Source organism: Brevibacterium sp. R8603A2, from assembly GCF_023072605.1.
Taxonomy (GTDB): domain Bacteria; phylum Actinomycetota; class Actinomycetes; order Actinomycetales; family Brevibacteriaceae; genus Brevibacterium; species Brevibacterium pityocampae.
In genome coordinates this window covers 96,640-110,651 of sequence record NZ_JALLGN010000006.1, presented here as the reverse complement: position 1 = coordinate 110,651, position 14,012 = coordinate 96,640, and the positions used below count along the sequence as shown (strand labels likewise).

The 14,012-nt window shown below is 72.0% G+C and carries 8 protein-coding genes; 5 read left to right on the top strand and 3 right to left on the bottom strand.

The genetic code is table 11. From position 1 onward, the window contains the following. The first annotated feature begins 90 nt into the window (after nt 1–90). Complete coding sequence (locus tag MTQ12_RS07605) at nt 91–1,581, top strand: hypothetical protein (protein ID WP_137318159.1); 1,491 nt, start codon at nt 91–93, stop codon at nt 1,579–1,581. A gap of 15 nt (nt 1,582–1,596) precedes the next feature. Here MTQ12_RS07605 and MTQ12_RS07600 read toward each other — a convergent pair whose 3' ends face one another. After that, entirely contained in the window at nt 1,597–1,896 is a 300-nt protein-coding gene (locus tag MTQ12_RS07600; protein WP_101652542.1) for a cupin domain-containing protein, read from the bottom strand. 173 nt (nt 1,897–2,069) lie between these two features. Then, nucleotides 2,070–5,627: a bifunctional proline dehydrogenase/L-glutamate gamma-semialdehyde dehydrogenase gene (locus MTQ12_RS07595; protein WP_247425549.1), complete on the bottom strand. Its 3,558-nt coding sequence runs from the start codon at nt 5,625–5,627 to the stop codon at nt 2,070–2,072. Between the two features lie 254 nt (nt 5,628–5,881). Here MTQ12_RS07595 and MTQ12_RS07590 point away from each other — a divergent pair, with 254 nt between their 5' ends. The 3 genes from MTQ12_RS07590 to MTQ12_RS07580 all read left to right on the top strand — a co-directional run bounded on the left by MTQ12_RS07590 (nt 5,882) and on the right by MTQ12_RS07580 (nt 10,212). Continuing rightward, entirely contained in the window at nt 5,882–7,465 is a 1,584-nt protein-coding gene (locus MTQ12_RS07590) for an FCD domain-containing protein (protein WP_282599244.1), read from the top strand. Nucleotides 7,466–7,695: 230 nt separating this feature from the next. Next, nucleotides 7,696–9,708 carry an acetoacetate--CoA ligase gene (locus tag MTQ12_RS07585; protein ID WP_137318156.1) on the top strand — a complete coding sequence of 671 codons (2,013 nt, stop codon included), beginning with the start codon at nt 7,696–7,698 and terminating at the stop codon, nt 9,706–9,708. A 39-nt stretch (nt 9,709–9,747) separates the two neighbouring features. Further along, entirely contained in the window at nt 9,748–10,212 is a 465-nt protein-coding gene (locus MTQ12_RS07580; RefSeq protein ID WP_137318155.1) for an SRPBCC family protein, read from the top strand. Between the two features lie 158 nt (nt 10,213–10,370). On the opposite strand, the gene MTQ12_RS07575 is transcribed toward MTQ12_RS07580, so the two are convergent. Continuing rightward, nucleotides 10,371–11,981 (bottom strand): Ig-like domain-containing protein, encoded by a 1,611-nt coding sequence (locus MTQ12_RS07575; protein WP_137318154.1) that lies wholly within the window; start codon nt 11,979–11,981, stop codon nt 10,371–10,373. A gap of 283 nt (nt 11,982–12,264) precedes the next feature. On the opposite strand from MTQ12_RS07575, the gene MTQ12_RS07570 reads away from it, so the two are divergent. Then, the gene (locus MTQ12_RS07570) at nt 12,265–13,758 is read left to right on the top strand and encodes a malate:quinone oxidoreductase (RefSeq protein WP_137318153.1); all 1,494 of its coding nucleotides are present in this window, start codon (nt 12,265–12,267) and stop codon (nt 13,756–13,758) included. Nucleotides 13,759–14,012 lie beyond the last annotated feature (254 nt).

Sequence of the window (14,012 nt, the reverse complement as noted above, 5' to 3'; positions counted from 1 at the left end):
CGTTGGGATCCCGGCCCTGCCCGGCGGTCGTAGACTGGCGCCAAGGAATCTTGTTTCGAAGAAGGGTGCGGTGGCGCAGTGGTGGTGCAGATGAGTGGTCGGTCCGGTCGGATCAGCAGGTCCGTCGCGGCGGGCGCGGCAGCAGTCCTCGTCGTCACCCTGGGCGCGTGCTCGACCGACTCGGAGAAGTCCGTGCAGTTCGTCGACACCCCGCCCGCCACCGCAGTGCTGCCGGGCGACGACGCCGCGCAGACTGCCGTCGAGCTCAGCTCCCTCCTCTTCGAATCCGCCGACGTCGCCGTCGTCGCGCCCGCAGATGCCGCCGAAGCCGCCGCCCCGGTGGCATCGGAGGCCCGGCTGCCGCTCCTGCTGGGTACCGAGCAGGCCGTCGCCGACGAGCTCGAGCGCCTCGGCGCCGATACCCTCGTCACCCCGGCAGGCACCGACCTCTCCGCGCTGGGTGATGGGTTCGAGGTCGTCGAGGTGCAGGCCGACGACACCGGCGCCGTTCCCGAGGTGGCCGTCGACGAGCAGCCGGCCGGCGCCTCGCTCTTCGTCGACCCGGAGGCGGAGTCCCCGGCCGAGGTCGCCGCGCGCGCGAACGTCGAGGCCGCCGGCGGAGCCGTGGCCGAGGTGCCCGGCGGCGACCCGCGCCTCGACGGCGACACCGTGGCCGCGACGAAGGATGCCGCGGGCGATGACCCGGCCGGCGGTCTGCTCGCCCTCGGCGAGACCTTCGGCGAGGCGGACGACTTCACCGCGAAGGCCGCCACCGCGGCGACCGCCCCCGAGCTCCCCGGCGGCGGCCAGCTCGCCTTCCCGGGCCGGCGCATGATCGCCGCCTACGGCTCCCCCGGGGTGGCCTCGCTCGGGATCCTCGGCGAGCAGGACCTCGAGGCGACGATCGAGCGGGTCAAGGGGCTGGCCGAGGACTACGAGCCGCACTCCGACGTCCAGGTGGTGCCGGCGTTCGAGATCATCACGACCGTCGCCTCGGCGGTCCCCGGGCCCGACGGCAACTACTCCACCGAGCTCGACCCGGAGCTCATCCGCGAATGGGTCGACGCCGCCGGCGAGGCGGGCGTCTACGTCGTCCTCGACCTGCAGCCGGGCCACACCGACTTCCTCACCCAGGCCAAGGAATACGAGGACCTGCTCAAGGAGCCCCACGTCGGGCTCGCGCTCGACCCCGAATGGCGGCTCGAGCCCGGGCAGCGCCACATGGAGCAGATCGGCTCGGTGACCGCGGCGGAGGTCAACGAGACCGCGGACTGGCTCGCCGAGCTCACCGCGGAGAACTCGCTGCCGCAGAAGGTGTTCATCCTTCACCAGTTCTCGCTCGGGATGATCTCCGACCGGCAGGACATCGACACCTCGCACCCCGAGCTCGCGATCGTCCTCCACGCCGACGGCAACGGCACCCCGGACCTCAAGATGGGCACGTGGAACGCGCTCCAGGAGGGGCTGCCGGAGGGCATCTTCATGGCGTGGAAGAACTTCTACGACGAGGACACCCCGACCTTCACCCCCGAAGAGACCTACGAGGTCGAACCGCGCCCCTGGTTCGTGTCGTACCAGTGATGCGCGAGCGGTCGATCAGCCGCGGCGCTGCTTGAACTCGACCTCGACGAAGGCGCACTCGGCATCCGTCTCGTTGATGACGTTGTGCTCGCTGCCCACCGACCGGGTGTACGAGGCGCCGGGGACGATCTCATTGGCGAAGGTCTCCTCCGGCGTGACCACCGTCAGCGTGCCGGCGACGGTCGGCACGACCACGTAGTCCATCTCGTGGACGTGCATGCCGGTCTCCGTGCCCGGGGGGAACCGCCACTCGGTGACGCGGGTGAACTCGTTGTCGATCTGGACCGTGGCGATCGCCGGTGCGTACTCACTCATGCGTCCACGCTACTGCGAACGCCCACCCCCGCGGAAGACCGCCGGCGCACCCCGGGGCACGAGCCCGAGTGCACGGCATCCGTGGACACGACTGCGGGGCTTTCGATGAAGGGTGGTGGCGCTGATGCCACCACACTCCACCGGAAGCCCCACACTCCCGAACGGACGCGCGATCAGCGGGCGCGGCGGTCGGGGCAGAGCGACTCCGCGAGCGCGTGGAAGCTGCGGCTCGGGTTGCCGAACCGGTGGAGCGTCATCGACACGGCCTGCTCCTGCACGAAGTAGCGGAGCTCGACGCGGCCGGAGCCGGTCACGGCATCGTCGACGACCGCGACCTCCGGGCGCTGCGCGATCGCGCCGGTGAGTTCGGGCTCGACCGCGCCGATCATCCGCACCCGTGCGCCCACCCCGTCGTCGTAAGCGCCGGATTCCACGCGCGCGGCGAAGTCGGCCGCCGACTCGATCGCGACGCCACCCTCGCCGGTGGAAACCGCACCGGTGGACCCGGCCGTGCCCGAGGCGCCCGCCGGCCCGTCAGACCCTGCCGGCTGCCCGGCACCCCGGGCGGCGTCCTCGACCGCGGCGCGCACCTCAGCGGCGGCGTCGGGGGACACCGACCAGGTGACGGGGGTCTGGGCGAGCTGCGCGGCGTGCGCGGTGCGGGTGACCTCGATGGCCAGTGCGGCGGCGGTGACGCGCACGGTGACGGCGCGCGGCAGGTAGCGGAAGATGTTCGCCTCGGCGGTGAGGCCGGTGGGGTCGGAGGCGCAGCCGAACTCCTGCTCCCACGCCCGCCGATCGCTCGCGCGGGCGGCGTCGAGCCAGGCCTCGTCGCGCACCGAGCCGTCCGACCAGTCCCCGAACAGCATGAGGTAGTTCGGGCCGCCGGCCTTGGATCCCAGGCCCACCGAGGACTTCTTCCAGCCGCCGAACGGCTGACGCTGGACGATCGCGCCGGTGATGCCGCGGTTGACGTAGACGTTTCCGGCCTGCACGGTGTCGAGCCAGGTCGCGACCTCGGCGGCGTCGAGCGAGTGGATGCCGGCGGTGAGGCCGAAGTCGACCTGGTTCTGCAGCTCCATCGCCTCGGCCAGCGTGTCCGCACGCATGAGGCCGAGCACCGGTCCGAAGCACTCGGTGAGGTGGAAGAACGAGCCCGGCTTCACGCCGTCCTTGATGCCCGGCGACCACAGGCGGCCGGAGTCGTCGAGCCGGCGCGGCTCGAGCACCCAGCTCTCCCCGGGCTCCAGGGTGGTGAGCGCGCGGAGCAGCTTGTCCGAGGGCTCCTCGGTGAGCGGGCCCATGGTCGCCCGGAGGTTCGCGGGCACGTCGACGATGAGCGAGGACGCCGCATCGACGAGCTGGCGGCGGTAGCGCTCGGAGTCGTAGGTCGAGCCGACCATGATCGCCAGCGAGGCCGCCGAGCACTTCTGCCCGGCGTGGCCGAACGCGGAGTGGACGAGGTCGGCCATCGCGAGGTCGCGGTCCGCCGCCGGGGTGACGATGAGCGCGTTCTTGCCCGAGGTCTCCGCATTGATGTCGAGCTCCGGGTTGAAGCCCCGGAACAGGGCCGCGGTCTCCGAGGCGCCGGTGAGGATGACCCGGTCGACGCCGGGGTGCGCGACGAGCGCCTTGCCGACCTCGCCCTCGGTCGGGGCGACGAGCTGGAGCACCTCGCGCGGGACGCCGGCCTCCCACAGACACTCGACGAGCAGCGCCGAGCAGTGCGGGGTGGGGCTCGAGGGCTTGTGGATGACCGCGGCGCCGACGGCGAGCGCGGCGACCGTCGACCCGGTGGGGATCGCGACGGGGAAGTTCCACGGCGGGGTGATGAGGACGAGCGCGTCCGGAGTGAACTCGGCGCCCTCCACCGCCTCGAGCTCGAGGGCGCGATCCGCGTAGTAGCGGATGAAGTCGATCGCCTCGGAGATCTCCGGATCGGACTGGTCGAGCGTCTTCCCGGCCTCGGCGGCCATCGTCGCGAGGAACTCCCCGCGACGGGCGGCGAACACGTCCGCGGCGCGGAGCAGGATCTCCCCGCGGGCGCGGGCACCGAGCTCGCGCCAGGCGAGTGCGGCCTCGCGGCCGGAGGCGACGCGGTCGTCGACCTCCTCGACGGAGTCCAGGGATTCCGGGGCGGGGCGGGTGTCGAGCCAGCCCGGTGCGGACGACTGCTCGAGGAGCGCCCGTGCCCAGCGCTGGTTCGCCGGCAGCGAGGGGTCGGTGTCGGGCTCGTTGGCGAACCCGCCGAGCTCCGCGCCCGAGGTGTACGCCGCACCCTGCTCCGCCTCGGCACCGCGGTCCTGGCGGCGGGTGGGCAGGGGAGCGGTCTCGCCCTCGGCCTCGAGGACGGCGGCGAGGTCGTCGACCGAGGCGCGGAAGCGGTCCTCCTCGCGCCGGAACACGGCGTTGCCGTTGCGGAGCTCGAAGATCCCGGACATGAAGTTCTCGTTCGCCGAGTTCTCCTCGAGCCGGCGGACGAGGTAGGAGATCGCGACGTCGAACTCCTGCGGGTGCACCGCCGGGACGTAGAGGAGGAGATCGCCGACGTCGGCGCTCACCGCGGCGGCCTGCTCCGCGGCCATGCCCTGGAGCATCTCGAACTCGACCCGGTCGGTGACCCCGCGGGCGAGCGAGAGCTCGTGGGCGAAGGCGATGTCGAAGAGGTTGTGGCCGGCGACGCCGATCCGCACCCCGGCCATCCGCTCGGGCGTGAACAGCCAGTGGAGGACGCGCTTGTAGTTCGCGTCGGTGGCCTGCTTGGACGGACAGGTGGTGAGCTCCCAGCCGGCGACCTCGGCGTGCACGCGCTCCATCGCGAGGTTGGCGCCCTTGACCAGGCGCACCTTGATCCCGGCCCCGCCGGCGGCCACCCGGGCGCTCGCGTACTCGCTCAGCCGCTGCATCGCGCCGAGCGCGTCGGGCAGGTAGGCCTGGAGCACGATCCCGGCCTCGAGGTGCGCGAGCTCCGGGTCGTCGAGGATGCGCATGAACACGGCGAGCGTGAGCTCGAGGTCCTTGTACTCCTCCATGTCGAGATTGACGAATCTGCTGCCGGCCGGGGAGGCGGCGGCCTCGCGGTAGAGCGGCAGGAGCCGCTCGACGACGTAGTCGACGGTCTCGTCGAACGCCCACATCGACACCTGCGAGGCGACCGAGGAGACCTTGACGGACACGTAGTCGACATCGGACCGCTGGAGCAGGCGGCGGGTCTCGGCGAGGTGCTTGTCCGCCTCCTCCTCGCCGAGCACGGCCTCCCCGAGCAGGTTGATGTTGAGCCGGTGCCCGTCGGCGGTGAGCTCCGCGACGGCCTTCCCGAACTGCTTGTCGCGGGAGTCGATGACCATGTGGCCGACCATCGAGCGCAGCCGCGCACGGGCGGCGGGTACGACGACCTGCGGCAGCACCGGGGCGAGCGCGGCACCGGCCTTGACCTGTGCGCGGTCGAGCGCGGACATGGTGTCCGGGGTCAGGCGGGCGACGTCGACGAGCGCGTCCGCGGCGGCGTGGACGTCATCGGTGCCGACGACCCGGTCGACGAAGCCGACGGTGAAGTCGAGGCCATTGGGATCGGAGAGGACTGCGGCGAGCCGGTCCGCGGCGGCGTCCTTGGCCGCGGGGGTGCCGGCGGAGATCCGCAGCCAGCGGCGCACCCGCGCCACTGCGGAGTCGGTGAGGGGCGCCAGTCCGGCGTCGGTGAGTGCTGGCATGGTCCCTGGGGTGCTGAGCATGATGTCCTCCGTCTCGAATCGTGCTGCTGGTCCGGCCCGGCGGCTGTGCTGGGCTCCGCCCGGACCGGCAGGCGGGCCGTGCGCCGACCGCCCGGCCCGGGTGTCCGCTCGTCGTCGAGCGCGGGCCTTCGTCCGTCCTCCCAGTGTGCGCGGCGGCTGTCCGGACGACCAGGGTCCGGTGTGAGCATCCGCACGTACAATGAGTCAGAAGATATCGTTGGAGCAGGCGGGACAGCACCGGACGGGGGGCGGGGATGGGCGGCAGACGGGTCCCGGTCGAGGTGCGGGCGGAGGCGTGCCGGGAGGTGGCTGCCGGACGCCCGGCCGGGGAGGTCGCGGCGTCGCTCGGCGTGTCCGCCTCGACGGTGCGCCGGTGGACGGCGCGGGCGGCCGCCGGCGAAGGGCTCGGCGACCGGCCGCGCACCGGCCGGCCGCGCATCCAGGACACCGCGACCGCGGTGGTGTCCGCGGTCCTCGCGACCGCCGGTGCCCGCGTCGACACCGCCGACTACTCGACCCGTGCGGTCGCCGCCGCCACCGGGCTGAGCCAGAGCGTCGTCGCCCGCGCGATGGCCCAGCTCGCCTCCCCGCCGCTGGCGCCGCGGCTGCGCCTGGTCGCCGTCGCCGCCGCCTACCCGGTGCTCGTGCTCGGGTTCGCCGCACTCCCGGACCCCGGCGAGTCCGGACGCGCTGCCCGGACCCGCTCCGAGCGTGACTTCCGCCGCCGCGGCGCGGGCCTCGTGGCCGCGCTGCGGAGCTCCGGCCTGGGTCGATGGGCGCAGCAGTTCGGGACCGCCGCGCCGCCGGTCGTGCCGCCGGCGGTGCAGTCGGTGTTCGACGCCGAGGCGGTCGACCGGATCATCGCGTACGACCCCCGCGGAATCGTGCCGGCCCGGGCGGGGAGCGTGGTGAGCACCGACCTCGACGGGTTCGTCGCAGAGGTCGGTGCAGTGCTGCGGCAGGTCGACGCGGTGCCGGGGTCCCTCCTCAACGCGCTGGCGGCGACGGTCAACCGCGGGCTCGAGGGCCTCGAGTGGAACGACTTGAGTTCTTCCGGTCTCCTGCACAGTGAATCCACGAGTTCTGATTCAACTGGACCTGATCCGGGTCGCGGGCGGGATCCCGGGTCGTGGGTGCCGGACTCGCACTGGCTGCCGCGAGCGAACCTCTCGCTCACCGAACAGCTCGCGATCGCGCTGCGGCAGGAGATCATCGATTCCGGCTACCGGTCCGGCGACCGGATCCGCCCGCGCACCCTCGCCTCCCGCCTCGGTCTGCCGCAGGCGGCGGTCGAGGCCGCGGTGCGTCGGATGATCGACGAGGAGCTCCTCGACGGCTCGCGCGGCGGCGTGCGGATTCCGGCCGTCACCGCCGATGACGTCATCGATCTCTACGCCGCCCGACTCGTGCTCGGCTCCGTGCTGCTGCGCGGGCTCGCAGCCCGCCCGCGCCGGCACCTCGTGCCCGTCCGGCAGGCGCTGCGGCGGGTCGAGGCCGTTGCGGCGCTGCGGCGCGGCACCGACGTCGACGACGCGGACCTGCGCTTCCAGCAGGAGCTCGCGCGTGCCTCGGGCCTGACGCAGACGGCGCGGACCTTCGAATCCCTCACCCGGCGCCTGCGGATGTACATCTCCGTGCTCCTCCTCGACTACACCCCGGCCACCGACCGCATCCTGTTCGACGACCGCCGGATCCTCCGCGCCCTCGAGGTCGGCGATGCGGCTGCCGCGGTCGACGCCTGGCGCGGCAAGCTCGACAACGCGGTGCGCCACATGGCCGGGATCGCCGCGCACCGCGGCTTCGACGTCACCGTGTGGGCCCGGCTCACCGGCGGCTGAGGCGCGCTCGCGGCGGGGGATGGGACGCCGAAGCGCGGCAGGGGGTGGCCTTGGGCGGCGGTGCTCGGTTCGTGGGCGCAGACGGGTGGGATCTGCGGTGGTGGCCGGGCAGCGGGCGGTGGTGCCCGGGCCGCGGGTGCCGCAGGGCGAGCGGATCGGCGCAGGCGGCGCCGGTTCTGGTAGAACTGGTGGAGTCGACAGCTGACTTCCCACCGATGTGAAGGACCCGCATGACCGAACGCACCCCCGAACGCACCGTTCTCTGGACCCCTCCGCGCGACCGCGTCGAATCGAGCGCGCTCGCCGACTACCAGCGCTGGCTCGACCGCGAGCACGGGGTGACCACCTCCGGGTACCAGGAGCTCCTCGACTGGTCGGTGGAGAACATCGAGGACTTCTGGGAGACCATGTGGACGTACTTCGACGTCGTCGGCGACCGCGGTGACGGACCCGTCCTCACCGGCGACACCATGCCGCGGGTGCGCTGGTTCGAGGGTGCGACCTGCAACTACGCGGAGAACATCCTGCGCCACGCCGACACCCGCCCGGACGCCGAGGCGATCGTCGGCCTGCACGAGGACGAGCGCCGCGATTCGATCACCTGGCGAGAGCTCCGCGGACGCGTGGGAGCGCTCGCGGCCTGGCTCCGGGAGCACGGGGTGGAGCCGGGCGACACCGTGTGCGCGGTGCTCCCGAACATCCCGGAGGCGGTCGAGGCGCTGCTGGCCTGTGCCGCTGTCGGTGCGGTGTGGTCGGTGGTGAGCCCGGACTTCGGGGTCAAGGGCATCGCCGACCGCTTCGCCCAGATCGAGCCGTCCGTGCTGCTCACCGTGGACGGCTACCTGTTCAACGGGCGCGAACAGGACCCCACCGGCACCGTCGGAGACCTGCTCGCAGCCCTCCCCACGGTGCGCGAGCACGTGCTCGTCGACCAGTTCCCGGGGGCCGGGGAGCGCGCCGAGCAGACCGCTGCGGCGCGGGAGTCGACGACCCTCTACTCGCAGATCGTCGCCGTCTCCCAGGAGCCGGTGTTCGAACCCGTCGAGTTCTCCCACCCACTGTGGGTCCTCTACTCCTCGGGCACCACCGGGAAGCCCAAGGGGATCGTCCACGGACACGGCGGCGTCACCCTCGAGGCGCTCAAGGCCAACACCCTCCAGCAGGAGGCGCTCGAGGGCGGCCGGCACTATTCGGCCGTCGCCACGACGTGGGTGGTGTGGAACCTCCTTGTCAACAGCATGCTCGTCGGCGCGACGATCGTCACCTACGACGGCTCGCCCGTCGCCGGGGTCGCCGACAAGCAGTTCGAGATCATCGAGCAGGAGAAGGTGACGAACTTCGGCACCGGGGCGGCGATCCTCACGATGATCGAGAAGTCGGGGGTGTCCCCGGCGGCCCGCTACAACCTGTCCGCTCTCCGCTCGATCCTCTCGACCGGGTCCCCGCTGCCGGATTCCACCTGGGAATGGGTGTACGCGCACGTGAGTCCCGACATCCACTGCGGCTCCGATTCCGGCGGCACCGACATCGCCACGGGCTTCATCGGGTCCAACCCCTACGACCCGATCGTGCGCGGCGAGCTCCAGGGCGCCTACCTCGCGGTCGCCGCGGACTCCTTCGACGAGCAGGGCCGCCCGGTGGTCGACGAGGTCGGGGAGTTCGTGGTGACGAAGCCGATGCCGTCGATGCCGGTGAAGTTCTGGAACGATCCGGACGGCAGCCGCTACGAGTCCGCGTACTTCGACGCCTACCCCGGGGTGTGGCGCCACGGGGACTGGGTGACGAAGCGCCCCGGTGGGCAGTACGTCATCCACGGGCGCTCGGACTCGACGATCAACCGCGGCGGCATCCGCATGGGCTCCGCCGACATCTGCCAGGCCGTCGACGGCGTCGAGGGCGTGCAGTCCTCGATGGTGATCGGCGCGGAGCTGTCCGGCGGCGACTACTACATGCCGCTGTTCGTCGTGCCGAAACCCGGCGTCGAGGTCGACGACGCGCTGCGGGAGAGGATCGTGCAGCGGATCCGGACCGACGTGTCCCCGCGCTACGTGCCCGACGAGATCATCGCCGCGCCGGCCGTGCCGACCACCCGGACGGGCAAGCTCATGGAAGTGCCGATCAAGAAGATCTTCCAGGGCGCCTCCCCGGACACGATCAACCGCGGCACGGCCGCCGACCCAGAAATCTTGGACTGGTATGTGAATTACGCCCAGAGCTTTGCCGCCGGCAGGCAGGACCGATAGCGTCGAAGGACAGCGAACGACGAGGAAAGAGAGGTCATGATGACGGATCAGACCAGCATCACCGTGTCGCGCACCATCGACGCACCCGCCAAGGACATCTTCGAGGTGCTGTCCAACCCCGAACGCCACCACGAGCTCGACGGCTCCGGTTTCATCGTGTCGGACTCGAAGACGGACCGGATCACCGGAACCGGACAGGTCTTCACGATGAACATGGACGGTGAGCACATGGGCGGGGAGTACCAGACCGACAACCATGTCACCGGCTACGACGACGGCAAGCTCCTCGCCTGGCAGACCGCGCCCGCGGGCACGGAGCCGCCCGGCTGGGAATGGGTGTGGGAGCTCGAGCCGGAGGGCGCAGACGCCACCCGGGTCGTGCACACCTACTCCTGGGACAAGGTCGACGCGCAGACCGCGCAGAAGATCGGCCTGCCGCTCGTGTCCGAGCAGCAGCTCGAAGACACCCTCAACCGCCTCGCGGCGGCCGTCTCCGGCGGCTGACGAAGAGGCCCGAGCTGCAGCAGGAGCCGACGGCGCACCCTGTGCTGCTCCTGCGATGAGCTCCGAACCGCGGCGCCCCGGCGAACAGCCGGGGCGCCGCTGGTGTGTCCGGGAGGCGGCTGCGCCATTGCACGGACTGCTGTCCGAGCGGTCCGGCGTCACTTCCGCCGGGCCCGGCCGCCGAGGACGAGCGCTCCGGCTCCGGTGCCGATGAGAACGAGGGAGAGCCCCAGGAGGGCCCGGGAGCCCGAGGTCGGTCCGGTCCGCGGCAGTTCGTCGGCCTGAGCGGGCTCCGGCTCCGCAGGAGCTTCGGGTGCCGGTCCGCCGGCCGGTTCCGCGGGAGCAGACGAACGGGTCTCGGGAGCACCGGGTGCCGGCGCACCCGGTGCCGGCGTGCTCGGGGTCGCGCCCGGCTCCGCCGGCGGTGTCGGCTCGTGGTCGGGTTCCGCAGAGGGTGCAGGTTCGTGCTCCGGTGCGGTGGCTGTCGGCGCAGGTGTCTCCGAGGGTGCGGGCTCCGGCTCAGGAGCCGCGGGAGTCGACTCCGAGGGTGCGGGCTCAGGCTCCGACGGCTCGGGCGTCGGCACCGGCGTAGGGGTCGGGGACGACGGGGCTGAAGGCGCCGGGGCCGGAGGTGACGGGGCCGGGTAGGTCGGCGGTGCCGGTGACGGCGCGGGCTCGGAACGGGCGGTGCGGGATCGCTCGGTGATGATCTCATCCGGGGCATCGGCGGCGATGACGTTCTGCACCCGGGTGGCCCCCTGGCCCTGCGCCTCGTGGAACCGGACCGAGGTCGGCGGCACGTCGTGCGCCCGAGCGGTCACGTCCACCTCCATGAGCGTTCCGTCCCCGGGAGCGCTCGCCTGCTCGCCGGTTGAATCGTCATCGGCCGGTCGCTCGCCGGGCCTGGCAGCTCCCTGCGTCGGCGCGTGCTCGTAGGCCTCGAGCCGGGGGATCGCCCGGAGGGCCACCGCGACGGGCTCGGCGGCCGTGGTCACGGATGTCTCCCTGAGCAGTCCTCCGCTCGCCTCGAGATCGACGGGGATGCCGGGGACGGGCTCCCCGGCCGCGGACACGAGCCGGATGCGCACCGTCGTCGAGTGCGCTCCCGGAGCGAACTCCGCGATGTCCAGGTGGAGCGTGTACGGGCCGGCGAATCGCTCGGCATCCTCGGAGATCGCGGTGAATTCGGCGGCCGCCCCGCGGAACCCGGGACCCAGATCGGCAGGCAGCTCGGGAGCGATGACGTGCCGGTGCGGCACCTGCTCATCGAGCTTGGCGAGTGCGGAGAGCGCCGACTGCACATCGCGCCGCTCCGAGCCGGAGTGGGTGTGCAGCGCCCAGGCCGTGCGCGGGCTCGTGATGGCCCGGCCGGTGGACTCGGAGAAGAAGCGCGGGAGCGGGGTGGCCCGCCCGGCGTCGACGCAGTAGGCGAAGCCGTCCTCGAGGGAGCGGTACGCCCCGTACCAGGTGCGCCCCTCCTTGGTGCGATGCCAGCGCCCCGGTCCCAGGACCTCGGGAGCGGTGGACCCGAGTGCGCGTGCGGAGTCCGCCTCGGTCGTGGGTCCGAGCCCGGCGGCGCTGGCAGCCGGGGGATGATCCGGGGAGAGAGCGGGCCCGGTGGTGAGGAGCAGGGCGAGGAGGGCGGCGGACACGAGTGCATGGACCCGCCGCATCGCCCGAGCGGGACGTCGCGGAGGGGAGGGGGCGAGCGCGCGCACGGGGCGCCGAGCAGCGGGAGTGGGCAGGTCGGGAGCGGGGTATCGGGTCATGGCGCCATCGCACCTCGACCGGGTGCCCCGGCGACAGGGCCCCGCTCGGCCTGTGGACGGGGAGCCGCTGTCCCCAGCTCGGCGACCGCATCGGTGCCGGCGATGTTCCACAGCCGAACGCGCATCGGAGGGGACGCCCGGACGCCCCCGGAAGGCGGGCCCCGGGGCCTGTGCGCAGGGCGGACCCGAGTTCGGTCAGGCCGCGCGAGCGGAGTAGAGTCTGGTAATGGAATCGGGCGTGCCGGCAAGGGGTGCGCCGAGTGCGAACTGAGCCGAGGTAACTATGACGTACACCAAGGAAAGCGTCGATGTCGTCCTCATCGGCGGCGGGATCATGAGCGCCACCCTGGGCGCCATGCTCACCGAGCTCCAGCCGGAATGGGACATCCGCGTCTACGAGCGACTCGACTACGTCGCGCGCGAGAGCTCGGATCCGTGGAACAACGCGGGCACCGGGCACGCCGCCCTGTGCGAGCTCAACTACTCCCCGGCGGATGCCAACGGTGACGTCGACATCACCAAGGCCATCAACATCAACGAGCAGTTCCACGTCTCGCGCCAGTTCTGGTCCTACCTCATCGACGAGGGCGTCATCACCGACCCGTCGACCTTCATCAACCAGGTGCCCCACATGAGCTACGGCCGGGGGGAGAAGGGCCGCGACTACATCCGCAAGCGGTACGAGACCATGGTCCGCAACCCGCTGTTCGCGGACATGGAGTACACCGACGACCCGGCGACGCAGGCGGACTGGCTGCCGCTGATGTTCGAGAACCGCGGCCCCGGCCAGGTCAACGGCGTGTCCCGGTTCCGGACCGGCACCGACGTCGACTTCGGTTCGCTCACCCGGCAGCTCCTCACCCACATGGGCACCAAGGGCACGCAGATCCGCACCGGGCACGCCGTCACCGACCTCAACCGCACCGCCGACGGCTGGCGCGTGTCGGTGAAGGATTCCACAGCCGCCGACGCGTTCGACGTCAACGCCCGCTTCGTGTTCATCGGCGGCGGCGGAGGTGCCCTCCACCTGCTGCAGAAGTCCGGCATCGCGGAAGGCCGCGGCTACGGCGGCTTCCCGGTCTCCGGGCTGTTCCTCCGCACCTCCCGCCCCGAGCTCGTCGAGCGCCACCACGCCAAGGTCTACGGCCAGGCCGCCTTCGGCGCACCCCCGATGTCGGTGCCGCACCTCGACACCCGCGTGGTCAACGGCAAGCGCTACCTCATGTTCGGGCCCTACGCCGGGTTCTCCCCGAAGTTCCTCAAGTCGGGCCGCATCACCGACCTGCCGTTCTCCGTGCGCGGGAACAACCTGCCGGTCATGCTCAACGTCGCGAAGGACAACTTCGACCTGGTGAAGTACCTCGTCGGCGAGCTCGCCTCCTCGAAGAAGGATCGCTACGAGATGCTCGCCGAGTTCACCCCCGAGGTCGACCCGGGCGACTGGGAGTTCATCACCGCCGGCCAGCGCGTGCAGGTGATGAAGCGCGACGGCAAGAAGGGCGGCGTGCTGGGCTTCGGCACCGAGCTCATCTCCGCCGCCGACGGCTCGATCGCAGCGCTGCTGGGCGCCTCGCCCGGAGCCTCGACGGCCGCGCCGATCATGCTCAACCTGCTCGCCACCTGCTTCCCCCAGCAGTACACGGGCTGGGAGCCGAAGCTCAAGGCCATGGTCCCCTCACTGGGGCGCAAGCTCCACGAGGACGAGACGCTGCTCACCGAGCTCTCCGAGTACACCGCGCGGACGCTCCAGCTCATCAAGGACGAGCCCGCGGTCTGACACCGTGCGCACTCGCGGCAGACGACGCCGCCGAGGGGCCGGACACCGGACGACCGGTGTCCGGCCCCTCGTCCGTCCGGTCGCTCGCCCGTCGCTCGGATGCTGGACCGAGGACGGTGCCGAGCACCCACTCGGGTCTCCCGTGCGACGAGCTCGCACCGCGGTGTTGCACAACCGACACCGCGTTCGGTGCACGCGCGTCCGCGCCAGTGCCTATGCTGGATCCGAGCACAGACACCGGGCGCGTCCCGGCC

Coding starts and splice junctions, on each gene's coding strand:
- MTQ12_RS07605 (WP_137318159.1), top strand. CDS start 91: ATGAGTGGTCGGTCCGGTCGGATCAGCAGGTCCGTCGCGGCGGGCGCG.
- MTQ12_RS07580 (WP_137318155.1), top strand. CDS start 9,748: ATGACGGATCAGACCAGCATCACCGTGTCGCGCACCATCGACGCACCC.
- MTQ12_RS07600 (WP_101652542.1), bottom strand. CDS start 1,896: ATGAGTGAGTACGCACCGGCGATCGCCACGGTCCAGATCGACAACGAG.
- MTQ12_RS07585 (WP_137318156.1), top strand. CDS start 7,696: ATGACCGAACGCACCCCCGAACGCACCGTTCTCTGGACCCCTCCGCGC.
- MTQ12_RS07590 (WP_282599244.1), top strand. CDS start 5,882: ATGGGCGGCAGACGGGTCCCGGTCGAGGTGCGGGCGGAGGCGTGCCGG.
- MTQ12_RS07570 (WP_137318153.1), top strand. CDS start 12,265: ATGACGTACACCAAGGAAAGCGTCGATGTCGTCCTCATCGGCGGCGGG.
- MTQ12_RS07595 (WP_247425549.1), bottom strand. CDS start 5,627: ATGCTCAGCACCCCAGGGACCATGCCAGCACTCACCGACGCCGGACTG.
- MTQ12_RS07575 (WP_137318154.1), bottom strand. CDS start 11,981: ATGACCCGATACCCCGCTCCCGACCTGCCCACTCCCGCTGCTCGGCGC.